A 25243-nucleotide genomic window follows, 5' to 3' on the forward strand; every position below is an offset into this window, starting at 1 on the left:
TCCTGGGCGTTTACACAAATAACTCTCAAAACCGGGGTTCTGTTTTAATTTTCCCACGGAAAAATTCAAACCGCACCCCGGTTTTGGTTTTGCGAGCAAACAAGCAGGGCGGGTTCGCCCATGGCGTGCTGCACGCGGCCGGTGCTCTGCCGCAGACGTTGGCTGCGCTCGGCTTTGGGGGCGAAGCGGAGTTGCCCGCAGGGAGGCGTCGCGCGCTGTCGTTGCGCGCTTCGGGGAAGAGCGCTGCAATCGAGCCAACGGGAGCCGGGAGTCCCTGGTCTCAGCGAAGATCAACAAAAAAACCCGGCCAGAGCCGGGTTCTTTTTGCATCGGCCGCGCAGGCGGCCGGGCAGGGCTCAGGCAGCGGCCTTGAGCGCCTTGATGCGGGCCGACAGGCGGCTCTTGTGGCGGGCTGCCTTGTTCTTGTGGATCAGGCCGCGCGAGCTGAAACGGTCGAGGATCGGCTGGGCGACATTGAATGCCTCCTGCGCGCCGGCGGCGTCGTTGGCGTCGAGCGCCTTGAGCACCTTCTTGACGGCGGTGCGGAGCTGCGAGCGCTGGGCGGAGTTGCGCGCGTTGCGCACGACGGTCTGCTTGGCGCGCTTCTTGGCGGACTTGATGTTTGCCACGATGGATTCCTGGAAGCTGGACGTGTGAAAATCCGGCTTGGCCGGACCAATGGAAATTTGAGCAGGAAATTATGGTGCTTTCATATACTTGCGTCAACAGGCCCGGCCTGAACGGACTGCGACGGTGACCGCGCCCGATCCGGCGGCCGCCGCGCCCAAGGCCCGAGGCGGCCTACTGCGCTCGAGCGCGGTGTTCAGTGCGATGACCCTGCTGTCGCGCATCGCCGGCTTCGCCCGCGACATGCTGCAGGCGACGCTGTTCGGAACCGGCGGGGCGATGAGCGCCTTCATTGTCGCCTATCGCATTCCCAATTTCCTGCGCCGGGTGTTCGCCGAGGGTTCGATGGCGATGGCCTTCGTGCCGGTGCTCAACGAGATCAAGGAGCGCGGCGACCGGGCGGCGCTCAAGTCCTTCGTCGACCATATGGCCGGTGCGCTGTGCGCGGTGGTGCTGGTGGCCTGCGCGGCGGGCATGCTGCTGGCGCCGCTGGTCGCGCGGCTGTTCGCGCCGGGCTGGGCGGATCAGCCGGAATTGCTGGCGCAGACCGCACAGATGCTGCGGATCACGTTCCCGTACCTATTGTTCATCTCGCTGATGTCGCTGGCCGCGTCGATCCTCAACAGCCACGGCCGCTTCGGGCTGCCGGCGTTCACGCCGGTGCTGCACAACCTGACGATGATCGCCGCGATGCTGTGGCTGGCGCCGCGCTTCGCGCTGCCGCCGCAGGGCCTGGCCTGGGGCGTGCTGATCGCAGGTTTCCTGCAATTGGCGCTGCTGTGGCCGGCGCTGGGGCGGCTGGGCCTGCGGCCGCGGCTGCGGCCGGGCTTCGGCCATGCCGAGGTACGCAAGGTCGGCCGGCTGATGTTGCCGACGCTGTTCTCCTCGTCGGTCGCCCAGGTCAACCTGATCGTGGGCACCGCGTTCGCCTCGCTGCTGGCCAGCGGCAGCGTGGACTGGCTGTACTACTCTGACCGGCTGATCGAGTTCCCGCTCGGCCTGTTCGGCGTCGCGCTGGGCACGGTGATCCTGCCGCATCTCTCGCGCCGGCACGCGGCCCAGGACGCGCAGGGCTACAGCCAGTCGCTGGATTGGGGCCTGCGCATGGCGCTGCTGGCGGGCGTGCCCGCTGGCCTTGGCCTGTTGCTGCTGGCCGAGCCGATCACCGCGACCGTCTACAACTACGGCGCGTTCGGCGCCCATGACACGCGGATGGCCGCGGTGAGCCTGACCGCGATGAGCCTGGGCGTGCCGGCCTTCATGCTCAGCAAGGTGCTGGCCCCTGCGTTCTACGCCCGCCAGGACACCAAGACACCGATGCGCGCGGCGATCTGGACGGTGGCCGCCAATGTCGCATTGACCATCGCGCTGACCACGCCGTTGTGGTTCTACGCGGTGCCCGGCGCGCACGGTGGCATCGCGCTGGCGACGGCGCTGGCGGGTGTGGTGAATGCGGCGCTGCTGTGGCGGTACTTGCGCCAGCGCGCGATCTTCGTGCCCGAACCGGGTTGGGGGCGTTACCTGCTGCGGCTGGCTGGCGCCTGCGTGGCGATGGCCGCGGTGGTGCTCGCGCTGCGCGGCTGGATCGGCGAGTGGACCGCGATCAGCGGCTGGCAGCACCGGATCGCCTGGCTGGCGTTGGTGATCGGGGCCGGCGCGGCCGCCTACGGCTTCGCGATGGTGGCGTTGGGGTTGCGGCCGCGCCACTTGCGGCACTGACTGTCGCCATGGGCGCGACCCTGCGGCCGGCGGCGCGGCGGCCGCGCCCGCTATAATCTCCGGTCACCTTCCGGAAGGCGGCGCCCGACGCCGCTTCCGCCCCGACGAGACGCCATGAGCAGGCTGTTCCGCGACATCGCCGGCGGGTCCGAGTGTGCCGACGGCAGCGTGGTCTGCATCGGGGCGTTCGACGGCCTGCACCTCGGCCACCAAGCGCTGGTGCGCCATGCGGTCGCGCGCGCGCAGGCCCTGGGCGTGGCGGCCGCGGCACTGAGCTTCGAACCATTGCCGCGCGAGTTTTTCGCCGCCGCCGCGCCGCCGCCGCGGCTGGGGCCGGTACGGGCCAAGATCGAAGGCCTGCGCGCGCTCGGCGCCGACGTCATCGGGCTGTTGCGCTTCGATGCGCGGATGGCGGCGATGTCGCCCGAGGCCTTCGTCGAGCAGGTGCTGCTGGCGCGGCTGGGCGCACGCGAGGTCTGGGTCGGGCCGGGCTTCCGGTTCGGACACCGACGTGCCGGCGACCTGGCGACGCTGCAGGCGCTGGGACGCGAGGCCGGCTTCGTCGCCGGCGAGATCGCGCCGCTGGCGATCGACGGCGAGCGGGTGTCGAGCACGCATATCCGCGCCGCGCTCGTGGCCGGCGACTTCGTCCACGCCGCCCGTTTGCTGGGACGCCCCTACGCGGTCTCCGGACGTGTGGTGCGCGGCCAGCAACTCGGCCGCACCCTCGGCTACCCGACCGCGAACCTGCGCTTCGGCGGCAAGGTGCCTGCGCTGCGCGGCATCTACGCCACGCGCGTGCATGGCGTCGGCGACGACCCGTGGCCATCGGTGTCCAGCTTCGGCACCCGGCCCACGGTCGGCGGCGTCGAACCGCTGCTCGAGGCCCACTTGTTCGATTTCGACGGCGACCTGTACGGTCGCAGGATCGAGGTCGAGTTCGTCGCGCGACTGCGCGATGAGGAAAAGTTCGACGACCTGCCCGCCCTGGTCGCGCAGATGGACCTGGACGCCGTGCGCGCCCGGGCCCTGCTCGCCGAGGCGGCCGCCGGCGCCCCACCACGATCAAAAACCGCAACGACAGGATGACGCGTGAGCGCCCAGGCCGACACTTCCCCCAATCCCTACAAGTCGACGATCCACCTGCCGGCGACTGACTTTCCGATGCGCGGCGACCTGCCCAAGCGCGAGCCGGCGATGCTGGCGCGCTGGGAGGAGACCGGCCTGTACGCGCAGCTGCGCGAGCATGCGCGCGGCCGTCCGCTGTTCGTGCTGCACGACGGCCCGCCGTACGCGAACGGCGCGATCCACCTCGGCCATGCGGTCAACAAGATCCTCAAAGACATCATCGTCAAGTCCAAGGGCATGGCCGGCTTCGATGCGCCCTACATCCCGGGCTGGGACTGCCACGGCCTGCCGATCGAGATCGCGATCGAGAAGAAATGGGGCAAGGTCGGGGTCAAGCTCGATGCGGTCGAGTTCCGGCGCAAGTGCCGCGAGTACGCCAACGAGCAGATCGACATCCAGCGCCGCGACTTCAAGCGTCTGGGCGTGATCGGCGACTGGGACAATCCCTATCGCACGCTGGACTTCCGCTTCGAGGCCGACGAAATCCGCGCGCTGGCGAAGATCGTCGACAACGGCCACCTGACCCGCGGGGTCAAGCCGGTGCACTGGTGTTTCGACTGCGGCTCGGCGCTCGCCGAGGCCGAGATCGAGTACGCCGACAAGGTCTCGCCGGCGATCGACGTCGCCTACGTTGCACGCGATGCGGCGGCGTTCGCACGCGCCTTCGGCGCGACGGTGCCGGCCGGTGTCGAGATCGCCCTGCCGATCTGGACCACGACGCCGTGGACCCTGCCGGCGTCGCTGGCGCTGTCGCTGGGCGCCGATCTCGAGTACGCACTGGTCGAAGGCCCGCCGGCGCAGGACGGCCGTCGCCGCTGGCTGGTGCTGGCCGATGCGCTGGCCGAGCACGCGCTGCGTCGCTACGGCGTCGAGGGCGACATCGTCGTGCACGGCCGCGTGGCCGGCAGCGCCCTCGAGCACCTATTGCTCGGCCATCCCTTCTACGCCGAGCGCGACATCCCGGTGATCCTCGGCGAGCACGTGTCGGCCGAGGACGGCACCGGCGCGGTGCATACCGCGCCCGGCCACGGCCAGGAGGACTACGTCGTCGGCAAGGCCTACGGCCTGCTCGAGCGCTACAGCGCCGCGCAGCTCAACCCGGTCGACGGCCGCGGCGTCTACCTGCCATCGACGCCGCCGATCGGCGACACCGCCCTGGCCGGCCTGCACATCTGGAAGGCCAACGACGTCATCGTCGACGCCCTGCGCGCGCAGGGCAGCCTGCTGGCGTTCTCCAAGCTCACCCACAGCTACCCGCACTGCTGGCGCCACAAGACGCCGATCGCGTTCCGCGCCACGCCGCAGTGGTTCATCTCGATGGAGCAGGGCGGGCTGCGCGCCGATGCGCTCAAAGCGATCGAAGGCGTGACCTGGTACCCGGCCTGGGGCCAGGCGCGCATCGCCGGCATGGTCGAGGGCCGCCCGGACTGGACGATCTCGCGCCAGCGGACCTGGGGCGTGCCGATCGCGCTGTTCGTGCATCGCGAAACCGGCGAGCCGCATCCGCGCACCGTCGAGCTGATGCGCGCGGTCGCCGAGCGCGTCGAGCAGCACGGCGTCGACATCTGGTACACGCTCGATGCGACCGAACTGCTCGGCAGTGATGCGGCCGATTACGACAGGATCACCGACATCCTCGATGTCTGGTTCGACTCGGGCGTCACCCACGAAGCGGTGCTGCGCGCGCGCGGGTACCCGAAGCCGGCCGATCTCTACCTCGAGGGCTCCGACCAGCACCGCGGCTGGTTCCAGTCCTCGCTGCTGACCGGCGTGGCGATCGACAAGGCGGCGCCGTATCGGCAGTGCCTCACGCACGGCTTCACCGTCGACGAGCACGGCCGCAAGATGTCCAAGTCGCTGGGCAACGGCATCGAGCCCCAGGACATCATGAAGACGCTGGGTGCGGACATCCTGCGCCTGTGGATCGCCTCGGCGGACTACAGCAACGAGATGTCGCTGTCGCAGGAGATCCTCAAGCGCACCGCCGACGCCTACCGCCGTATCCGCAACACCGCGCGTTTCCTGCTCGGCAATCTCGCCGGGTTCACGCCGACGAGCGACCTCGTCGCGCCGCAGGACATGGTCGCGCTCGACCGCTGGATCGTGCATCGCGCCGCCCAGCTGCAGGCGCGCATCGAGGACGCCTACGCGCGCTACGACTTCGCCGAGATCGTCCAGGCGCTGTCGAACTTCTGCAGTGTCGACCTCGGCTCGCTGTATCTCGACGTGACCAAGGATCGCCTGTACACGATGCCCGAGCACGCGGTCGGGCGTCGCAGCGCGCAGACCGCGATGTACCACATCGCCGAGGCCTTCGTGCGCTGGATCGCGCCGGTGCTCAGCTTCACCGCCGACGAGATGTGGGGCTACCTGCCCGCGCCGGCGCAGGGCACGCGCGAAGCCAATGTGCAGTTCGCGACCTGGTACACGGGTCTGACCCTACTCGACGGCGACGCCGACTGGGGACCGCAGGACTTCGAGCGCGTGCTCGAACTGCGCGAACGCGTGGCCAAGGTGCTCGAGCCGATGCGCGCCAGCGGCGAGATCGGTGCCGCGCTCGATGCCGAGATCGAACTGCGCTGCGGTGTCGCCGACGCCAACTGGCTCTCGCCGGTGGTCGACGAACTGCGCTTCCTGCTGATCAGCGGCGACGTGACGCTGGTCGACGACCCCAGCGCGACGGCGATCGGCGTGTCGGCACGCGTGACCGACAAGCCCAAGTGCGTGCGCTGCTGGCAGCGTCGCGCCGACGTCGGCGCGCATGCCGACCATGCGGGGCTGTGCGGCCGCTGTGTGGAGAACATTGCGACCGATGGCCGCGATGGCGGCGGCGAGATCCGGAGGTGGTTCTGATGGCCCGTCCCGTCCCCAACGCCCTGCCGTGGCTGACGCTCTCGGTGGTGGTGATCGCGCTCGACCAGCTGACGAAATGGTGGGTGTTGACCTCGCTGCCCGAGTACACCGCGATCCCGGTGATCGAGGGCGTCTGGAACTGGTACCGCACCTACAACACCGGCGCGGCGTTCAGCTTCCTGGCCGACGCCGGCGGCTGGCAGAAGTGGTTCTTCACGATCCTGGCGATCGTCATCAGCGGCGTACTGGCCGTCTGGCTGGCCAAGACCCCGCGCCGCGACTGGCGCACCGCGCTGCCGTTTGCGCTGGTGATCGGCGGCGCACTGGGCAATGTCATCGACCGCCAGATCCACGGCCACGTCGTCGATTTCATTCAGTGGCACTGGCGCGACCACTACTGGCCGGCGTTCAACCTCGCTGACGCGGCGATCGTCGGCGGCGCGATCGGCATTGCCCTGTTCGGCTTCTTCCCGGCGAAAAAGAAGTAGGACCGCCTGCGCTCCGCCCCTTCCCCCGCTTGCGGGGGAAGGCTGGGATGGGGGCAACGATCCGTTCGCGTGCAATCTGAGCAGCTCAAAGCTGGGAGATCGCGCGCATGGCCCTCCCATCCCTTCTTCGCAGGGCGGGGGAGGGCTTCGGTGCCATGTATCCCGGACACGCCGTCCTGCCGCCGTTCCGCTTCCGAACCGCCGCCTCCGGTAGACTGCGCATCTCATGGATATCGTCCTCGCCAACCCCCGCGGCTTCTGCGCCGGCGTCGACCGCGCGATCGAGATCGTCAAGCGCGCGATCGAGACGCTCGGCGCGCCGATCTACGTGCGCCACGAAGTCGTCCACAACCGATTCGTGGTCGAGGACCTCAAGCGCCGCGGCGCGATCTTTGTCGAAGAACTCGACGAAGTGCCCGACGGCGTGACTGTGATCTTCAGCGCCCACGGCGTCTCGCAGGCCGTGCGCGAGGAAGCCGCCCGACGCCAGCTCAAGGTCTTCGACGCGACTTGCCCGCTGGTGACCAAGGTGCACTTCGAGGTCGCGCGCCACTGCCGCGCTGGACGCGACGTAGTGCTGATCGGCCATCAGGGCCATCCCGAAGTCGAAGGCACGATGGGCCAATGGCGCGCCGAGGCCGGCGCCGGCAGCATCTACCTCGTCGAGGACGAGGGCGACGTGGCCGCGCTGGACGTCGGTCAGCCCGAGAACCTGGCCTACACGACCCAGACCACGCTGTCGGTCGACGACACCCGCGGCGTCATCGCCGCGCTGCGTGAGAAGTTCCCGGCGATCCAGGGCCCGAAGAACGACGATATCTGCTACGCCACGCAGAACCGCCAGGACGCCGTGCGCGATCTGGCGAAGGAATGCGACCTGGTGCTGGTGGTCGGCTCGCCCAACAGCTCGAACTCCAACCGCCTGCGCGAACTCGCCGAGCGCGACGGGGTGGAGGCCTACCTGATCGACGGCGCCGACGAGATCGACCCGCGCTGGGTCGAAGGCCGCCACCACATCGGTGTCACCGCCGGCGCCTCGGCCCCGGACGTGCTGGTGCAGGGCGTGCTCGACCGCCTGCGCGAGCTGGGCGCCAACGGCATGCGCGAGCTTGCCGGCGAGCCCGAGAGCATGGTCTTCGCCCTGCCCAAGGAACTGCGCCTGCGCCTCGTCGATTGACGGCCGGCCCCCCGCTCCCTAGAATTCGCGTCCCAAGCCGGAATAGCTCAGTTGGTAGAGCGGCGCATTCGTAATGCGTAGGTCGTAGGTTCGATTCCTATTTCCGGCACCAGCGTCATCGAAAGCCCCGGCCTTGGTCGGGGCTTTTTGTTGTACTCCTCTTGACCTGGTGCTTTTGTCTACGCCTCATCAGCCCGTCTTTCGGCCCGGATGGCGGCAGACGATACAGAGGATACGCATGCGTGCGCACACGCGTGCTTGAACCGCTCGGCTTTCGACACCACTGGCCTGCGGTGCTAGTGTCTGGCGGCTTCGGCTGGTCGGCGAACAGCCATCGCAGGCGCATCTTTCCGCAGCGGCATCGGGTTTGCCGCATGCATAAGATGCAAGGGCGGACTTGGCTTGCAGGAGGGCGGGCTTGGAGACAGACGATTGGCGCGGTGCGCACCGTGACGATGCCGCCGCGGACACGCGCCGCGTGCTGATCCACACTGTGGAAGGCGATTTCCATGCGGCCGTGGCCGGGCATGCGCTGCGGTTGCGAGGACACGAGGTCGTGCGCTGGCGCGGCGATCACTATCCCGAGTTCAGCGCCAGTACGGTGCACTTCGGGGGCGACGGCATGCGCGGAACGCTTGTCTGCGACGGGCGGACGGTGTCGTCGGATGCGGTCGATGTGGTCTGGTATCGCCGGCGGCGTCTGGTGTCGTCGCCGGCTTATGTCGATCCGCGCGACCAGGCGTTCTGCACCGAAGAGCTGCGAATGGCGGAGCGCTCGCATCCCGAAGCGTTCGCCGATGCCTTCTGGATCAATCCGCCGGCCGCGTCCTTGCTGTGCGAGGTCAAGGCGCACCAGTTCCGTTATGCGCTGGCGGCCGGGCTCACGGTGCCGCGGACCTTGATCAGCAATGACCCGGCGACGATCCGGGACTTCATCCTCGGGGTCCGGGACTGCATCTACAAGCCGCTGGGCGGCTACATCTGGAAGGAGAACGGGGCGAGCCTGAAGACCTATACCGCCAAGGTCGAGGTGGACGATCTTCCACCCGATGCGCTGTTGCGGGCGACGCCGGGCATCTTCTAGAAGAAGGTCGCGAAGGCCTATGAGGTCCGCGCGCAGTTCTTCGGGCATAGCTGCTTTGCGATCAGGATCGACTCCAACACGCTCGAAGGCGGCGATCTGGATTGGCGACTCGATCAGAGATCGATCCGGCGTTGCGAGCCGGCGCCGTTGCCGGCCCAGGTCGAAGCGGCCTGCATCGCGCTGATGGCGCGGCTGGGCATCGTGAGCGGCGGATTCGATTTCATCGTCACGCCGGCGGGCGACTGGCAGTTCCTGGAGGTCAATGAGGCGGGCCAGTTTTTCTTCATCGAGTCCTGGTGCCCGGAGCTGCCGGTGCTCGATGCGTTCTGCCAATTCATCGAAACCGCGCGTGCGGATTTCAGGTACTTGGCACCCGGGAAGCCGACAACTTTGACGCAGGCCACGGTTTCGGCCCACGCGCACGGGCTAATCTCGAAATGACTTTCGCAGTCCAAGGATCGCAGGAGCCGCTCAGCGCGGCCTCTTTCGATGTCGCGGCGTACGTCGTGGCAATGATGTGATGTGTCCCATCCAATCATGAGGAGTGGTGACGTCCAGGAAGTCCGAATAGCGTACGGCCGCGGCCGTGGAAGGCAGGGTGTTGGCGCGCGTGCTGTCCCGCGAGGAAATTGCGCACGTCAGTGGCGGGGCTGGCCCGTTGGCCGAACCGACCGATTCGTGGGTCGACAATGGCACCTGCACGCCCAAGAGCGATCCGCCGCTCGTGTCGGATCCGCATCTGTGAGTCCATCGTGCGTGCGCGTCTGACGATTTCGCGGGCGCCTATCCTGGCGGCGACCCAATCGCCGCCGGGGTTTTATGACCTGGAGTAATCGCATGCAGGCGCGTCTTGCGGGGGCACTGCTGTTGCTGGCCTGCGATGTCGCATTGGCCGGTACGGCGGGCTCATCCCCGTCCGATCCTTATATCGAGTTCCTGTGGTCCAAGACGCCCGAGGGCGCGCTGGCCAGACAGGAGACGCGCTCGTTCGTGCTTGGCGAGCGCTTCGGGCACCAGGTCTGCGTCGCGGTGCTCGATGCCGACGCCACGACATCGGGGCTGACGATCGAGACCCGGGATGCATCGGGGCGGGTGGTCGCGCAACAGGCGCATCCGGACTTCGACGGCAGCAAGCGCTGCTTTCCCGCGCAATTGCCCCCGGATGCGACGCCGGGGACGTGGCGCGTGGTCGTCTACCTGGATGGTGCAGCGGCGCCGGCTGGCAGCCGCGAGGTCGAGGTCTACGCGACGCTCGATGCGCTGATCGCCGCCACACCGCAGGACATGCCCTATGTCCTGGGGCGTCCCAACTACGATGCGACGATCGCGCCCGAGGCGTTCGTGGGTGAGTTGTCCTGGGTCATGCACATCGCGCCTGACGGCAGCGTCGACCGGGTGGAGATCGAGCGCGCCGAAGGCATTGGCCTGAAGATCCAGGACCGCGCCATTTCCGCCGGCGAGATTTCGCTGTTTCCGCCGCGCTCTGGACCCGAGTCGACCTCGACCTTTCGCCGGCAGCTGTCGTTTCGCAACGACGAGTAGTTCCGGCATCTCGGGCACGTGGCAGGGCGCCTGGGCCCGCGTCGCCACGTCCCGAACATGTCCGTGCAGCGCTGCAACTGCAGGCATCGCGCCGTCAGCCAACGCAGCGCAACGTCAGCGGCGTCGGGTCGCATGTCCTGTGTTATCAGGCGAGGAGACAATACGCGCTCCTGCCGTTGACTTGATCGCGATGATCCGCTCCCTATACCTCGCCGGACCCGATGTGTTCCGGCCCGATGCCCGCGCACACGGGGCCGAGCTCAAGGCGCTGTGTGCGCGCTTCGGGATCGAGGGCTTGTACCCGCTCGACCAGGACGTACCGGCGACACTCGTCGATCCGGGCGAGCAGGCGCGATGGATCTACCGCGCCAATATCGGCTTGATCGAGCGCGCCGACGCGGTACTCGCCAATCTGGATTTCTTTCGCGGACCGGAGCCCGACAGTGGCACTTGTTTCGAGGTCGGCTATGCGGTCGCACGCGGCAAGCCGGTGTACGGCTACATCTCCGAGGGCGGCACCCTGGCCCAGCGCATCCGCCAGCGGCATCCGCAGGCGGTCGGCCCGGACGGCGTGCTCGACGCGCACGGCTGGAGCATCGAAGAATTCGGGCTGCCGCTGAACCTGATGCTGTCGGTGCCGGCGCCGCTGGTGGTCGGCGATGCGGCGATGGCGTTGGCGCAGTTGGCGCGCCAAGGCGAGACGCCGCGCATGCCGGTGGGGGCGTCACGCGTGCCCGGCCGTCAGGGCGAGGTCGCAGGCGCGGCCTAGGCGAAGGCGCCGGCTCAGGCCATCGCCACGCGATTGCGTCCGGCCGCCTTGGCGCGGTAGAGGGCGCTATCTGCATCGCGCAACCATTCGGCCGGCGAGCCGAACTCAGGGCGGGTCGTCGATACCCCGATGCTGGCCGTGCACGCCAGCGTCGGATGGCCGTCGAAAGACAGCGCGGCGATGCCGGCGCGGACGTACTCGGCGACTGCGGCCGCGCGCGCCGGCCCGGCGGGCGCGAGCAGGATCGCGAACTCGTCGCCGCCGATCCGGGCCGGTGTGTCGGTGGCGCCGGCGGCGCTACGCAGCACGTCAGCCACCCGTCGCAGGACGAGATCGCCGACCCCGTGGCCATAGCGGTCGTTGATCGACTTGAAGGCGTCGATGTCGATCAGCAGCAGCGTGGCCGGATCGCCGTAGCGATCGAAGCGCGACAAGGCATCGCGCACCCGGATGTCGAAGTGCCGCCGGTTGGGCAGGTCGCTGCCCGAGTCGGTCCGGCTGCTGCGTTCGAGTTCGCGGTTCTGTCGGGCGATCGTCCTGCCCAGCCGGTAGGTCACCAGGCTCAACGCGATGGGGTAGCCGACCATCAGCGGAACGCACGCGAGGAGGGTGCGGGGCGAGGTCGAAGGCGCGAACGGAAAGCCGGCGAGCGCCCAGCCGGCCGTGAAGGCGAGCGCGAACACCAGGGCGGCCCGCCAGAACAGGCGCCATCCGCCGGCAGCCAAGCGGTCGGAGGCCAGCACCGACGCGATGGCCGCCGTCGGCAGCAGGTTGACCGCCATCGCCGCGACCCACAGGCCACCTGCCACTGCATCGACGAGCAGGTTGCGGTACTCGGTGGCGACCGGATCGCGTGCGCGGCGCGACACCATCCATGCCACCTGCGGCCACACCATCGCGTTGACCGCGAGTGCGGCCCAGAGCCAGGCCGGGGCCCCGCGTTCGGCCAGCACCGAGGCGATCGGCAAGGCACACAGTGCGGCGCCGAGCATCCGCATGCGGCGGATCCGGGATGGGAACTGCAGGGCGGCAGGACGTGCCCGGTCGTGGAGGTCGTCGCGGTCAAGCATCGGGGCGGGCCTCCGGGCCGGTCTGTCCGAAGCGATTGTAGCGGTGCCTGGTGGCACGCAGATGCCCGGACGCCGCGCACGCGTCCGCGTCTCCTTGGGTGCGACCGCCCTCGGCTATTCTGCCGGTCCCCCGCAACGGACCGATCGCCGATGGCCAAGCCCGCCGCCAAAGCCCGAACCGCCTTCGTGTGCAGCGAATGCGGCGCCGACTACAGCAAGTGGCAGGGGCAGTGCAGTGCCTGCGGCGCCTGGGACACGATCGCCGAGATCGTGCTCGAGAGCGCGGCCTCGGCCCGCTCGCCGGCGGCACGCCGTTCGGGCTGGGCCGGCAAGGTCGACGCGCCCAAGGTCATGGCGCTCAAGGATGTGCAGCAGGGCGAGGACGTGCGGGTATCGACCGGCATCGGCGAATTCGACCGGGTGCTGGGCGGCGGCCTGGTCGAGGGCGCGGTGGTGCTGGTCGGCGGCGATCCTGGCATCGGCAAGTCGACGTTGCTGCTGCAGGCGCTGGCGCGGATGGCGCATACGCTGCCGGGGCTGTACGTCACCGGCGAGGAATCGCTGGCCCAGGTCGCCGGGCGCGCGGTCCGGCTGGGGCTGTCGCTCGACGGCCTGCACGCGCTGGCCGAGACCGGCATCGAGCGCATTCTCGAGCACGCCTCCAGGCTCAAGCCTGGGCTGATCATCGCCGACTCGATCCAGACCTTGTGGACCGAATCGCTGACCGCAGCCCCCGGCTCGGTGAGCCAGGTCCGCGAGTCGGCCGCGCGCCTGGTGCGCTATGCCAAGGAGACCGGCACGGCGGTGTTCCTGGTGGGTCACGTCACCAAGGAGGGCGGCATCGCCGGCCCGCGCGTGCTCGAGCACATGGTCGACGCGGTGCTGTATTTCGAGGGCGACAGCGGCAGTCGCTTCCGGGTGATGCGCGCATTCAAGAACCGCTTCGGCGCGGTCAACGAACTGGGCGTGTTCGCGATGGGGGAGAAGGGCCTCAAGGAAGTCGCCAACCCGTCGGCGATCTTCCTGTCGGGCGCGGGCACGCAGCAGCCGGGCAGTTGCATCATGGTCACGCGCGAGGGGACCCGGCCGTTGCTGGTCGAAGTACAGGCGCTGGTCGATGCCTCGCCGCTGTCCAATCCCCGGCGCGTCGCGGTCGGCATGGAAGGCAACCGGCTGGCGATGCTGCTGGCGGTGCTGCACCGGCACGGCGGCATCATGACCGGCGACCAGGACGTGTTCGTCAACGTCGTCGGTGGTATTCGCGTGCAGGAGACCGCGGCCGACCTGCCGGTGCTGCTGTCGGTGCTGTCGTCGCTGCGCGACATCCCGCTGCCGGACAAGACCATCGCCTTCGGCGAGGTCGGCCTGGCCGGCGAGATCCGGCCGGTGCCCAACGGCGAGGAGCGCCTGAAGGAGGCCGCCACGCACGGCTTCGTGCGCGCGATCGTGCCGCGCGCGAACGCGCCTAAGGCCGGCGCCTACAAGGGCATGGAGGTCATCGCGGTCGAACGGCTGGCCGAGGCGCTCGAGCATGTCTGAGTGCCGGGCCGGGCGGGCACTGCGCCGATGAGCCGAGTCGGTCCAGTCGATGCGGTGCAGGCCGGGACGCCGTGCGATGGCATGCCGCTTGCTGCCCGGCACGATCTCGACCAGTTGCGGGGTGACTTCGCGCGCGATGGCCATGTCGTCGTGCCCCAGGTGTTGACCGATGGCTTTGCGCAGGCGCTGCGTGCCTGTCTCCTCGATTGGTCGCGCTGGGCGCTGGTGACCCGGATCGAAGGTCGGCATCGCGACTTCGACGCCGCCGCGATCGCGCAGATGGATGCCGCTTCGTTGCGGCCGTTGCAGGCGCTGATCTTCCAGGAAACGCGTCGCGGCATGCAGTATCTTTACGAACGATTTCCCGTTCATGACGTCGGCTACGACCCTGGCCCGCTGCCGCCGGCACTGGACCGGTTCCGTATGCTGCTGGGCGGCGGCCCGCTGCGCGCCTTGGTGCGATCGGTTACGGGCGTCGACGACATCGACTTCGGCGATGCCCAGGCGACTCGCTATCGTGCAGGGCATTTCCTGACCCACCACGACGACGACCAGCCTGGGAAGCAGCGACGGCTGGCCTACGTGCTGGGCCTCTCGCCGGGCTGGCGCGCCGACGACGGCGGGCAATTGCAGCTTCTCGACGGAGACGGGCACGTCACCGATGTCGTTGTGCCGCGCTTCAATGCGCTTGCGCTGTTCCGGGTGCCGCGTCCGCACCTGGTGACGGCGGTCTCGCCATTCGTCGATGCGGCCCGGCTGTCGATCACCGGCTGGTGGCGCGCATCATGATTGCCCGGGCAGACGCGCATCGCGCGCCGATATGTATGCGATGCGGGCATTCGGTCCGGGGCGAGCGATGACAGGTGCCGGCTTGTCGCGGCCGCTCGCCCGGCTCGTCTCGATTGCACTGCATCCGTTCGTCGTGTTCGCGGCGCTCGCGTTGCTGGCGGCCTGGCGCGCCGATCCCGCCTCGCTCGGGCGGACCGCGCTGGGGCTCGTGGCCGGGGTGGCGATCGTCGCGGCCTTCATCTGGCAGCGGCGACGGGGCGGGCATTGGGAAACGGTCGATGCCTCGCGGCGGCAGGAGCGGCCGCTGCTCTATGCGCTGCTGCTGGTCGTCGCCGGCGGCTATTGGCTGTGGATGGGCGGTCGCGGCGCATCAACCTCGGCCGGCGTGCTCGCGGCGGTGTTGATGCTGTGCGTAGCTGGGCTCGCCAACCGCTGGATCAAGCTGTCGCTGCATATGGCGAGCCTGGCGTTTGCGGCAGTGGCGCTCTGGCCGCTGTTGCCCACGGTCTCGGTCGCAGGGCTACTGGCCCTGCCGATGTTGGGGTGGTCGCGGCTGCGTTTGGCACGGCATACGTGGCCCGAGACGATCGGCGGCACCGCGCTTGGGGTGGTCACGGGCCTGGTGCTGCTGGCCCTCGGCTGACGACGCGCACGACCTCGCGCGCGTCGCCGCTCAGTGGCCGCCCGAGGCCGCGCCGCCGATCTTCGCCGCGAACGGTGGCCGCGCCATCCAGACGAACGCGATCACCAGCAGGAACAGGATGCCCAGCAGATGGAAGATCTCGTTGAAGCCGATCTGCGTCGCCTGCTGGGCGATCATCTGATCGAGCATCATCGCGCCGCGTTGCACATCGCCCTGGCCCAGCGCTGCGACCGTCTGCTGGATCGCTGGATCGTGCGCGGGGATGTGCTCGGTCAGCTGCGCATGGTGGATGGTGCTGCGCTGGTTCCACGCCCAGGTGGTCAAGGATGCGGCGAAGCTGCCGCCGAGCGTGCGTACGAAAGTCGCCAGGCCTGAGCCGGCGGCGATCTCGTGCGGTTCGAGGTCCGACAGCAGGATGGTCAGCACCGGCATGAAGAACAGCGCCACGCCCAGGCCCTGCCACAGCTGCACCATCGCGACATGCTGGAAGTCGACGTCGAGATTGAAGCCCGAGCGGATGAAACTGGTGAAGGCCATCACCATGAACGCGAACGTCGCCAGGATGCGCAGGTCGAATCGGGTGGCGTACTTGCCCACCAGCGGGGTGAGCAGCACCGGCAAAATACCGATTGGCGCGGTCGCAAACCCTGCCCAGATCGGCGTGTAGCCCAAGTTGCGCTGCAGCCACAGCGGCACCAATAGGCCCACGGCGAAGAACGCCGAGTAGCCGAGCACCATCGCCAGCGTGCCGAAGGCGAAGTTGCGATGCCGGAACAGCCGCAGGTTGACGATCGGGTCCTTCTCGGTGAGTTCCCAGATCAGGAACACCGCCAAGCCCAGCACCGAGGTGATCGCCAGCCATACGATCTTGGTCGACTCGAACCAGTCTTCCTCGTTGCCCAGGTCGAGCAGCGTCTGCAGCGCGCCGACGCCGATGATCAGCGTGATCAGGCCGACGTAGTCCATCTTCGGCGTCTCGAGTTTCTCCGGGCGCCCGCGCAACTGGCTGGCGACGACGAGACTGGCGAAGATGCCGATCGGCACGTTGATGAAGAAAATCCATTCCCAGCTGTAGTTGTCGGTGATCCAGCCGCCGAGGATCGGGCCGCAGATCGGCGCGACCACGGTGACCATCGCCAGCAACGCGATCGCCTGTCCGCGTTTGGCCGGGGGATAGATCGAGATCAGCAGGGCCTGGGTCACCGGATACATCGGGCCGGCGACGAAGCCCTGCAGCGCGCGGGCGGCGACCAGGAATCCCATGCTCGACGCCAGGCCGCACAGCAGCGAGGCGATCACGAACGCGAACGTCGCCCACACGAACAGCTTGCGCTCGCCGAAACGGCGGGTCATGAAGCCGGTCAGCGGCAATGCGATCGCATTGCTGACCGCGAACGAGGTGATGACCCAGGTCGCCTGGTTCGAGCTTGCGCCGAGGTTGCCGGCGATCGTCGGCAACGAGACATTGGCGATCGTGATGTCGAGCACTTGCATGAACGACGCCAGCGCAAGGCCGATCGTCGTCAGCGCCAGGTTCGGCGGACGGAAGGCGGATGCAGCCGCCGGGGCAGGAGCGCCCGGCGCGTCGGCAGTGGTCGTGGACATGGCGGGCTCGATGCTAGGAACCGGCTCAGCGGCGGGTGGCGAGCTGGGGCAGGTTGGCCTCGATCGTGCGCGTGATCAGCGCATCGGCCTGGGCCTGCTGCTCGGCGTAGGCATCGGTGGACAGCAGGGGCGCGGCGCGCTTGGCCTGGGAGGTGGCCAGCACCGGGCCGTCCTGGTCGCGCACGGCGACATCGACGTGCATGCTCAGGCCCAGGCGCAGTGGATGTTCGGCCAACTGCGCGGGATCGAGCTCGATGCGCACTGGCACGCGCTGGACGATCTTGATCCAGTTGCCGCTGGCGTTCTGCGCCGGCAGCAGCGAGAACGCACTGCCGGTGCCCATGCCGAGGCTGGCGACCTTGCCGGTGTAGCGCACCTTGCTGCCGTACAGGTCGGCGCGCACCTCGACCGGCTGGCCGATGCGCATGCCGGTGAGCTGGGTCTCCTTGAAGTTGGCCTCCACCCAGACCTGTTCCAGCGGCACGATCGTCATCAGGGTGTTGCCCGGCTGCACCCGCTGGCCCAGTTGCACCTCGCGGCGAGCGATGTAGCCCGACACCGGCGCGACGATGGCCATGCGTTGCAGGTCGAGCCAGGCGCGGCGCAACTGCGCGGCGGCGGCCTGGACCTGCGGCTGGCTCGCGACCTCGGTCGCGTCGACCAGCGCGCGGCTGCGCGAGAGCTGGCCTTGCGAGGCCGACAGCGCAGCTTCGGCACCGGCCAGCACATCGCGGGCGTGGGCCAGTTCCTCGCGCGAGACCGCACCGCTGGCGACCAGGCCTTCGCGGCGCCGCACGTCTTCGCGGGCCTGGCGCACGGCGACCTGCCGCGCCGCCAGTTCGGCCTGGCCGGATTCGACGCTGCTGTAGAGGCCACGCACCTGACGGACGGTACCGGCCAAGTTCGCGACCGCCTGATCGTAGGCGACCTGCGCATCGTTGGGGTCGAGGTGCACCAGCGCCTGCCCGGCCTCGACGCGCATACCTTCGTCGGCGTCGATCGAGACCACCGTGCCCATCGTCTGCGGGACGATGCTCACGACGTTGCCCTGCACATAGGCATCGTCGGTGTCCTGGTGCCAGCGTCCGACAAGCAGGTACCAGCCCGCCCAGCCGAGGCCGGCCAGGATCGCGACGGTGGCGAGGATCACGAGCGCGCGACGGCGCTTGCCGGGCTTGGGCGGCGGGGTGGCGGATTTGGATTCGGAGGTCATGGCGTGGTCGCCCCGGCTTGGGTCTGCGTGGAAGGGGAGGGCGCGGCGAGCGTCAGGCCGCCGCCGAGCGCGCGGTCGAGATCGACAGCGGCGCCGAAGCGCTGCGCGCGCAGCGTGGCGAGCTGTTGCTCGAGCTGGAACAGCGGCCGCTGCGCGGCAAGGACGTCGAGCTGGTTGCCGATGCCGGCGCGGTAGCGGGTGTCGGCGAGCGCGAACGCTTGGCGTGCGGCTTCGGTCGCGTCGGCGACGGTGTCGATCTGCGCATCGAGCGCACGTGCAGCCTGCAGGGCGTCGGTGACCTCGCGCAGTGCGACGACCAACGTCTGGTCGTAGCTCGCGACCGCGGTGTCGTAGTCGGCGTCGCGCTGGGCCAGGCCCGCGCGCAGCCGGCCGCCGTCGAAGATCGGCAGGCTCAGTGCGGGTCCGCCGAAGCCGAGCACCGCATCGCTGCCGAACAGGTCCGAGAGGTTGCCCGCCGCCAGGCCGACCAGGGCGCTGAGGTTGATGCTGGGCTTGAAGGCGGCCTTGCCAGCGTCGACACCGCGTGCGGCGGCCTCGACGCGCCAACGCGCGGCGACGACGTCGGCGCGATGGCCCAGCAGCTCGCTGGGCAGTACCGCGGGCACCGCCGGCGGCGGCGCCTGCAGCAGATGCGGGCGGGCGATGTCGAGGCCGCGGTCGGGGCCCTTGCCCAGCAACGCGGCCAGCGCATTACGCGCGGCATCGATCTGCTGCTGCGCAGCCTGCGCCTGCTGGCGTGCGATGCCGATCGCGGTGTCGGCATTGCGCAGTTGCAACTGGTTGTCGAGACCGGCCTCCACGCGCTGCCGCGCAAGGTCGCGCAGCCGGGTGGCGCGGTCGATCTCGCGCTGCGCCACGTCCTGCGCGTCGAAGGCCTGCGCCAGCGCGATGTAGCCGCGGGCGACGTTGGACGATAGCGTCAGGCGCGCAGCCTGCGCATCGACCTCGGCGGCCCGTGCCTGCCCGGCGGCCGCCTCGAAGGCCGCGCGCTGGCCACCCCATAGGTCGGGCGTCCATGCGAAGTCGAGCATCAGCACGCCGCTGGCCTTGAAGTCGCCGCCGATGGGGGCAGGCGCGAGGGTTTCGGGCAATTGCACGCCGCTCACACGCGCGCTGGCACCGAGGGTCGGCCGACGCTGCGCATCGGCGAGCCCGGCCTGCGCCTGTGCGCTGCGGGTGCGGGCATCGGCGGCAGCCAGGGACGGGCTGTCGCGCAAGGCCTCATCGATCAATGCGTCGAGCTGCGGGTCGCCGAACGCAGTCCACCAGTCGCTGCGCGGAAAATCGGCAGCGCTGAGCGGGGCACCGGCCAGGCTGCGGCCGGTGGCGAGCGTGTCGGCATCGCTGGGGGTCAGCTGCGGCGCCAGGCCGCGACTGCTGGCACAGCCTGCGAGCAGCAGTGCGGCGACGATCGGCAACACCGCAGCCGGCGCCCGTCGCCGGGCGCGTGTCGTGGGAGAAGGCATGGTCACTGTCCCGGGAAGGAGAGGTTGTCGCGAACCTGTTCGAGAAGCTGGATCAACTGCTGCCGCTGGGCATCGTCGATGCCCGACATCGCACGCTCGCGCACGCGGTTGCCGCATTGGTCGATGTCGCGCCAGATCGCCTCGCCCTGCGCGCTGAGCCGGATCCGCACCACGCGGCGGTCGTCGGGATCGGCATGGCGCTCGACCAGGCCGCGGTCGATCAGCCTGTCGATCAGGCGCGTCATCGCGCCAGGGTTGAGCTCGGCTGCACGCGCAAGATCGGTCGCGTTGCTGGTGCCCAGCGCCAGTTTCTTGAGCGTGATGTACTGGCTGAAGCTCAGCTCATGCCCGGCCTGGGCGAGCTCGTCGGCCATGCGCGCCCACATGGCATCGCGGACCTGCCGGAACAGCAGGCCCAGCGACGAACCGCTGGCGGAGGCGCAAGGGCGGGGAGGAGACGACATGGTGGCGCATGGTCCTCGCCTCTGCAATTGTTGTCAAGGCAAGTATTGCCGCAACAAGCGCTGTTCAGGCAAGCCGTCGGGATCGGTTCACGCGCTGGGCCTGTCGTTCATGGAACGGGCCGGATGTCGTAAGGCTGCCGGAATTGGCGCAGCGGCTTGGTCGGGTCAGGGCCGATCCGGTAAAGCCGAGCGGCCGCTTGGCCCGCGGTCCGCAACCGCGTCGCGGCCAGCCCTTCGGCGACTTCAGTCTGGACGTCCACGACCTGGCCGTCCGGCCCGAAGCCCAGAACCCAGACGAATCGGCCCACATAGTCGGCAGGTGCAAGACCGTCTGGATAATTAGTACGTCCGTGGACGAACATGCGGTCGCCTTGCGCGAACGCAGCGGAGGCCAGGGACTCGGCCACCTCGATTGTGGTCTGCGCCGCGATCTGCCCGTCGAAACGCAGGACGATGCGACGCAGGCCGGGTGTCACGCCCAGCGCGGCGAGATCGATCGTGCCGCAGCGGACGAACTTCGATTCCGTGCCAGGTTCGGTGCCTGACCACAGCGTGTGGCGGCCTGCGCCGTCGTCGATCTCCAGCCGAACATCGACCGCGCGCTGCGGAAAGTCCTGCGTCTTCCAGCAGGCCAGATGGGGTGCCTCCGGATGGCGCAACAGGCCTTGAGCGACCGGGCGAGCCCCGGACCCCGCGATCGGCGCGGTCCAGAGAAACTCGATGTGGCCGAAGATCGGCGAGGGCGATTCGTCGGCCGCCTCAGCGGTCGACATTGCAGCGGCGAGTAACAGGGCGGCCATCCATGCGCGCATGCGGATCTTCCAGATCAATGGGTGAGATCAGCCCGGGCGCCTGAGCACCAGCTCCAGCACGAACTTGCTGCCGAAGAACGCCAGCACCAGCAGCGCCATCGCCGCCAGCGTCCAGCCGACCGCGCGCGGGCCGCGCCAGCCGTGGCGCCAGCGACCCAGCAGCAGGGCGCCGAAGGCCAGCCACGAGAGCACGCTGAGCACGGTCTTGTGGATCAGGTGTTGGGCGAAGAAGTCGTCGACGAACAGCACGCCGGTGATCAGGGTCGCGGTCAGCAGCGCGAACCCGACGCCGATCGTGCGAAACAGCAGCGATTCGAGTTCGGTCAGCGGCGGCAGCGCGCGCAGCCAGCGATGGAATTCGCGTCGGCGCAGTGCGCGTTCCTGCGCCCACAACAGCATCGCGAGCAGCGCGGCGATCGCGAGCGTGGCGTAGGACAGCAAGGCGCACCAGGCATGCAGTTGCAGCCGCCAGTCCGGTACGTTGGACGCGACATGTGCGCCCCGGCCGTAGGAGATCAGCGCCGCAGCGGCGATCGGGAACACGATCACACCCAGCGCGGCGACGCGCCCGCGGATGTCGTAGAGCATCGTCAGCACCGCCATGCCCAGGCCGACCAGCGACAGCGCGGCGTAGAAGTGCAGCTCGGTGCCCACATCGCGCCACACCAGCATGTGCGCGGCGGCATGCAGCGCGACGGCCGCACCGGCCGGCACCGCCCACCACGCGTTGCCGGGCGCAGGGTCGCGCCCGACGCCGTGCACGAGCGCCATGGCCGCGGCCAGGTAGAGCAGGGCTGCGATGAGAACCATTGTCATCGCGGAAGTGTCGCACAGGAACGTCCCGAACGCGCCTGCCGCCGATCGACGCGCCCCGGGGCGACCGGGCGCGCGGGCTATAATCGCCGACCGTTTTGACCCAGCCCGAGTCCCGCATGTTCGAGTCCCTGACCCAGCGCCTGTCCGGCACCATCGAGCGCCTGCGCGGGCGCGGCCGCCTGACCGAGGAGAACATCCGCGAGGCGACCCGCGAGGTGCGCATCGCGTTGCTCGAGGCCGATGTCGCGCTGCCGGTGGTGCAGGCGCTGATCGAGCGGATCAAGGTCCGCGCGGTCGGGCAGGAAGTGCTCAAGTCGCTGACCCCGGGCCAGGCGCTGATCAAGGTCGTGCGCGACGAGCTGACCGCGGTCATGGGCGCGCAGGCGACCGAACTCAATCTCGCCGTGCCGGCGCCCGCGGTCGTGCTGATGGCCGGCCTGCAGGGCGCGGGCAAGACGACCACGGTCGGCAAGCTGGCCAAGCTGCTGAAGGAAAAGCGCAAGAAGAAGGTCATGGTCGTCAGCGCCGACGTCTACCGTCCGGCCGCGATCGAGCAGCTGCGCACGCTGGCCGAACAGGTCGATGTGCGCTTCTTCCCGTCCGAGGCCTCGCAGCAGCCGGTCGACATCGTGCGCGCGGCGATCGCCGATGCGCGCAAGTCGTTCATCGACGTGCTGCTGGTCGACACCGCCGGCCGCCTGGCGATCGACGAGGCCATGATGGCCGAGATCAAGGCGCTGCATGCCGCGGTCAATCCGGTCGAGACGCTGTTCGTCGTCGACTCGATGACCGGTCAGGATGCGGCCAACACCGCCAAGGCCTTCGGCGAGGCGCTGCCGTTGACCGGCGTGGTGCTGACCAAGACCGACGGCGATGCCCGCGGCGGCGCGGCGCTGTCGGTGCGCTACATCACTGGCAAGCCGATCAAGTTCGTCGGCACCGGCGAGAAGGTCGATGGCCTCGATGTCTTCCATCCCGAGCGCGTCGCCAGCCGCATTCTCGACATGGGCGACGTGCTGTCGCTGGTCGAGCAGGTCGAGCACCAGGTCGACAAGGACAAGGCGGCCAAGCTGGCGCAGAAGGTCGCCAAGGGCAAGAAGTTCGACCTCAACGACATGAAGGACCAGCTCGAGCAGATGCAGAACATGGGCGGCATCGGCAGCCTGATGGAGAAGCTGCCGGGCCTGGGCCAGGTGCCCGAGCACCTCAAGCAGCAGGTCCAGCAGAACAAGGAAGTGCCGCGGATGATCGCGATCATCGATTCGATGACCAAGAAGGAGCGGCGCAATCCGGCTCTGCTCAACGGCTCGCGCCGCGCGCGTATCGCGGCCGGTTCGGGCACGACCCCGGCCGACGTCAACAAGCTGATGAAGCAGTACATGCAGATGGAAAAGATGATGGGCAAGATGGCCCGCGGCGGCATGAAAGGCATGATGCGCGGGCTGCAGGGCATGATGGGCGGCATGGGCCGCATGCCGTTCCGGTGAGCGCTGGCGCGCACCCTGCGCGCCAGCGGGCCGATGCGTTCTGCGCGCGCTTCGGCCTGCGGATTCCGGTCCTGATGGGGCCGATGGCCGGCGCCTGTCCGCCGGCGTTGGCGGCGGCGGTGGCCGACGCCGGTGGCCTGGGCGCGATGGGCGCGGTGCTGTCGCAGCCCGCCGACATCGACACGTGGATGCGCGCATTTCGCGATCGCACCACGGGCCCGGCGCAGGTCAATCTGTGGATTCCCGACCCGCCGCCAGCGCGCGACGCGGGCGCCGAAGCGGCGACCCGGGCGTTTCTCGAACGCTGGGGGCCGGCGGTGCCGGCCTCCGCCGGCGACGCCTCGCCGGCCGACTTCGATGCCCAGTTCGACGCCTTGCTGGCCGCGCGACCGGCGGTCGCCTCGAGCATCATGGGGGTGTTTTCTCCGGCGCAGGTCGAACGTCTGAAGGCGGCCGGGATCGCCTGGTTCGCGACCGTCACCACGCTCGACGAGGCGCGGCAGGCGCAGGCCGCGGGCGCCGATGCGGTGGTCGCGCAGGGCGCCGAGGCCGGCGGGCACCGCGGTGCGTTCGAGGCCGCCGAAGCCGAGCACCGCATCGTCGGGTTGTTCTCGTTGTTGCCGCGGCTGGCCGATGCCCTCGAGGTGCCGGTCATCGCCGCTGGCGGCATCGCCGATGGGCGCGGTGTCGCCGCCGCATTGTTACTCGGCGCGAGCGCGGTGCAGATCGGCACCGGCCTGTTGCGCACGCCCGAGGCGGCCATCGCACCGGCCTGGGCGGACGCGCTGGCCACGGCCGAGCCGGAGGCCTGCTGGCCGACCCGGGCGTTCAGCGGCCGGCTCGGCCGTGCGCTGGCGACCGGCTACGTGCGCGCGGCGGTTGCCGACGATGCGCCACCGCCCCGGCCGTACCCGGTCCAGCGCGGGCTCACCGCGCCGATGCGCGCGGCCGCGGTCCGCGATGGCCGGCTCGACGCGATGCAGGCCTGGGCAGGGCAATCGGCCTGGCTGGCGCAGGCGCGGCCGGCCGGCGAGCTCGTGCGCGCCTGGTGGGACGAGGCCCGGGGGCTGCTGTGACGCGCGCTGCGCTCGCGGTCAGTCACTGGATCGACGGCCGGCCGGCCGAGGCGGCGGACCTCGCCGCCGCCCTGGTCAACTACGGGCATTTCTCGACCCTGCAGGTGCGCGGACGCGCGGTGCAGGGTCTGGATCTGCACCTGGAGCGGTTGCAAGGGGCCAACCTCGAACTGTTCGGCAGCCCGCTGGCCCGGGACGCCCTGTTGGACGCGATGACCTCGGCCGTCGCGGCCGCTGGCGTCGACGATGCGACCTTGCGTATCGCGGCGTTCTCGCGCGATATGCCGGCCGTCGAGCGCGGCGAGGCGGTGCCGACGGTGCTGCTGGTCGCGTTGTCGCCGCCGCGCGCGCCGCCGGCCGCGCCGCTACGGCTGGCCTCGCACGTCCATGTGCGTGCGCTGGCCCATCTCAAGCACGCCGCCACGTTGCCGCTGCTGCATGCACGCCGGCAGGCGGCGCTGGCCGGCTACGACGATGCGCTGCTGGTCGATGCCGACGGCACCATCGGCGAGGGGGCACTGTGGAACGTCGGCTTCGTCGCCGGCGATGCGGTGGTCTGGCCGGTCGCGCCGGCGTTGCGGGGCACCAGCGAGGGTCTGCTGCAGCGCGCGCTCGAGGCTGCGGGCATCGCGCAGCGCCACGCCTGTGTCGGCCTGGACGATTGCGCGGGCTTCGATGCCGCGTTCGCCTGCAACAGCGGTGGGGTGCGTGCGGTGGCGTCGATCGACGGCTGGCGCTTCGATGCCGACGCGGCGATGCTCGGACGCCTGCGCGCGCTGCTCGCCGCGCAGCCCTGGATGCCGCTGGGCGGCGCGCGTTGACCGGTGCTTGCGCCGGCGGCGGCCGCTTCCGCTA

The 25243-nt window shown here is 69.5% G+C and carries 23 protein-coding genes and 1 tRNA gene; 16 read left to right on the forward strand and 8 right to left on the reverse strand.

The window, feature by feature from the left end; all coding sequences use genetic code 11:
* Nucleotides 1-356: 356 nt before the first annotated feature.
* A complete protein-coding gene (gene rpsT / locus ABE487_RS08495) occupies nt 357-629 on the reverse strand; it encodes a 30S ribosomal protein S20 (RefSeq protein WP_047136305.1) in 273 nt (90 codons plus the stop codon).
* A 175-nt stretch (nt 630-804) separates the two neighbouring features.
* Between rpsT and murJ the strand changes: the two genes are divergently transcribed.
* The 10 genes from murJ to ABE487_RS08545 all read left to right on the forward strand — a co-directional run bounded on the left by murJ (nt 805) and on the right by ABE487_RS08545 (nt 11387).
* Nucleotides 805-2346 (forward strand): murein biosynthesis integral membrane protein MurJ, encoded by a 1542-nt coding sequence (gene murJ, locus ABE487_RS08500; protein ID WP_346452248.1) that lies wholly within the window; start codon nt 805-807, stop codon nt 2344-2346.
* Nucleotides 2347-2460: 114 nt separating this feature from the next.
* Complete coding sequence (locus tag ABE487_RS08505) at nt 2461-3435, forward strand: bifunctional riboflavin kinase/FAD synthetase (protein ID WP_346452240.1); 975 nt, start codon at nt 2461-2463, stop codon at nt 3433-3435.
* Between the two features lie 75 nt (nt 3436-3510).
* Nucleotides 3511-6327, forward strand: a complete 2817-nt coding sequence (ileS, locus tag ABE487_RS08510; protein WP_346452247.1) for an isoleucine--tRNA ligase — start codon at nt 3511-3513, stop codon at nt 6325-6327.
* Nucleotides 6324-6815: a signal peptidase II gene (lspA, locus tag ABE487_RS08515; protein WP_183426261.1), complete on the forward strand. Its 492-nt coding sequence runs from the start codon at nt 6324-6326 to the stop codon at nt 6813-6815. Before ileS ends, lspA begins: the two co-directional genes overlap by 4 nt.
* 226 nt (nt 6816-7041) lie before the next feature.
* Complete coding sequence (gene ispH / locus ABE487_RS08520) at nt 7042-7992, forward strand: 4-hydroxy-3-methylbut-2-enyl diphosphate reductase (RefSeq protein ID WP_346442251.1); 951 nt, start codon at nt 7042-7044, stop codon at nt 7990-7992.
* A 36-nt stretch (nt 7993-8028) separates the two neighbouring features.
* Nucleotides 8029-8104 (forward strand) — tRNA-Thr (locus ABE487_RS08525).
* A 306-nt stretch (nt 8105-8410) separates the two neighbouring features.
* On the forward strand, nt 8411-9076 hold the full coding sequence (locus ABE487_RS08530; RefSeq protein ID WP_346452239.1) for an MvdC/MvdD family ATP grasp protein: 666 nt from the start codon (nt 8411-8413) through the stop codon (nt 9074-9076).
* 147 nt (nt 9077-9223) lie between these two features.
* Nucleotides 9224-9517, forward strand: coding sequence for a hypothetical protein (locus ABE487_RS08535; RefSeq protein WP_346452238.1), 294 nt, complete (start codon nt 9224-9226; stop codon nt 9515-9517).
* A 396-nt stretch (nt 9518-9913) separates the two neighbouring features.
* On the forward strand, nt 9914-10618 hold the full coding sequence (locus ABE487_RS08540; RefSeq protein ID WP_346452237.1) for a hypothetical protein: 705 nt from the start codon (nt 9914-9916) through the stop codon (nt 10616-10618).
* A gap of 190 nt (nt 10619-10808) precedes the next feature.
* Entirely contained in the window at nt 10809-11387 is a 579-nt protein-coding gene (locus ABE487_RS08545; protein WP_346452236.1) for a nucleoside 2-deoxyribosyltransferase, read from the forward strand.
* A 14-nt stretch (nt 11388-11401) separates the two neighbouring features.
* Here ABE487_RS08545 and ABE487_RS08550 read toward each other — a convergent pair whose 3' ends face one another.
* The gene (locus ABE487_RS08550) at nt 11402-12457 is read right to left on the reverse strand and encodes a diguanylate cyclase (RefSeq protein WP_346452235.1); all 1056 of its coding nucleotides are present in this window, start codon (nt 12455-12457) and stop codon (nt 11402-11404) included.
* 150 nt (nt 12458-12607) lie between these two features.
* Between ABE487_RS08550 and radA the strand changes: the two genes are divergently transcribed.
* The 3 genes from radA (at nt 12608) to ABE487_RS08565 (ending at nt 15428) form a co-directional block, all read left to right on the forward strand.
* Nucleotides 12608-13996 carry a DNA repair protein RadA gene (gene radA, locus ABE487_RS08555; protein WP_346452234.1) on the forward strand — a complete coding sequence of 463 codons (1389 nt, stop codon included), beginning with the start codon at nt 12608-12610 and terminating at the stop codon, nt 13994-13996.
* Nucleotides 13997-14023: 27 nt separating this feature from the next.
* Nucleotides 14024-14785 (forward strand): 2OG-Fe(II) oxygenase family protein, encoded by a 762-nt coding sequence (locus tag ABE487_RS08560; RefSeq protein WP_346452233.1) that lies wholly within the window; start codon nt 14024-14026, stop codon nt 14783-14785.
* Between the two features lie 82 nt (nt 14786-14867).
* Nucleotides 14868-15428, forward strand: a complete 561-nt coding sequence (locus tag ABE487_RS08565) for a hypothetical protein (protein ID WP_346452232.1) — start codon at nt 14868-14870, stop codon at nt 15426-15428.
* Between the two features lie 30 nt (nt 15429-15458).
* Here the strand turns inward: ABE487_RS08565 and ABE487_RS08570 are convergent, their stop codons facing one another.
* From ABE487_RS08570 to ccsA, 6 genes are all read right to left on the reverse strand, one after another.
* Nucleotides 15459-17033 (reverse strand): DHA2 family efflux MFS transporter permease subunit, encoded by a 1575-nt coding sequence (locus ABE487_RS08570; RefSeq protein WP_346447581.1) that lies wholly within the window; start codon nt 17031-17033, stop codon nt 15459-15461.
* 25 nt (nt 17034-17058) lie between these two features.
* Nucleotides 17059-18246, reverse strand: a complete 1188-nt coding sequence (locus ABE487_RS08575; protein ID WP_346447580.1) for an efflux RND transporter periplasmic adaptor subunit — start codon at nt 18244-18246, stop codon at nt 17059-17061.
* A complete protein-coding gene (locus ABE487_RS08580) occupies nt 18243-19733 on the reverse strand; it encodes an efflux transporter outer membrane subunit (RefSeq protein WP_346452231.1) in 1491 nt (496 codons plus the stop codon). Before ABE487_RS08580 ends, ABE487_RS08575 begins: the two co-directional genes overlap by 4 nt.
* Nucleotides 19734-19735: 2 nt before the next feature.
* A complete protein-coding gene (locus ABE487_RS08585) occupies nt 19736-20197 on the reverse strand; it encodes a MarR family transcriptional regulator (protein WP_346442263.1) in 462 nt (153 codons plus the stop codon).
* A 107-nt stretch (nt 20198-20304) separates the two neighbouring features.
* Complete coding sequence (locus ABE487_RS08590; protein ID WP_346452889.1) at nt 20305-21009, reverse strand: hypothetical protein; 705 nt, start codon at nt 21007-21009, stop codon at nt 20305-20307.
* Nucleotides 21010-21036: 27 nt separating this feature from the next.
* A complete protein-coding gene (gene ccsA, locus ABE487_RS08595) occupies nt 21037-21825 on the reverse strand; it encodes a cytochrome c biogenesis protein CcsA (protein ID WP_346452229.1) in 789 nt (262 codons plus the stop codon).
* A gap of 116 nt (nt 21826-21941) precedes the next feature.
* On the opposite strand from ccsA, the gene ffh reads away from it, so the two are divergent.
* From ffh to ABE487_RS08610, 3 genes are read left to right on the forward strand one after another with little or no spacing between them, the layout of a single operon-like run.
* Nucleotides 21942-23312 (forward strand): signal recognition particle protein, encoded by a 1371-nt coding sequence (gene ffh / locus ABE487_RS08600; protein ID WP_346442265.1) that lies wholly within the window; start codon nt 21942-21944, stop codon nt 23310-23312.
* Nucleotides 23309-24388: a nitronate monooxygenase gene (locus tag ABE487_RS08605; RefSeq protein WP_346452228.1), complete on the forward strand. Its 1080-nt coding sequence runs from the start codon at nt 23309-23311 to the stop codon at nt 24386-24388. The genes ffh and ABE487_RS08605 overlap by 4 nt, the downstream gene beginning before the upstream one ends.
* Nucleotides 24385-25209 carry an aminotransferase class IV gene (locus ABE487_RS08610; protein WP_346452227.1) on the forward strand — a complete coding sequence of 275 codons (825 nt, stop codon included), beginning with the start codon at nt 24385-24387 and terminating at the stop codon, nt 25207-25209. Before ABE487_RS08605 ends, ABE487_RS08610 begins: the two co-directional genes overlap by 4 nt.
* Nucleotides 25210-25243 lie beyond the last annotated feature (34 nt).

It is taken from the genome of Luteimonas sp. TWI596, assembly GCF_039674105.1.
Lineage (GTDB): Bacteria > Pseudomonadota > Gammaproteobacteria > Xanthomonadales > Xanthomonadaceae > Luteimonas.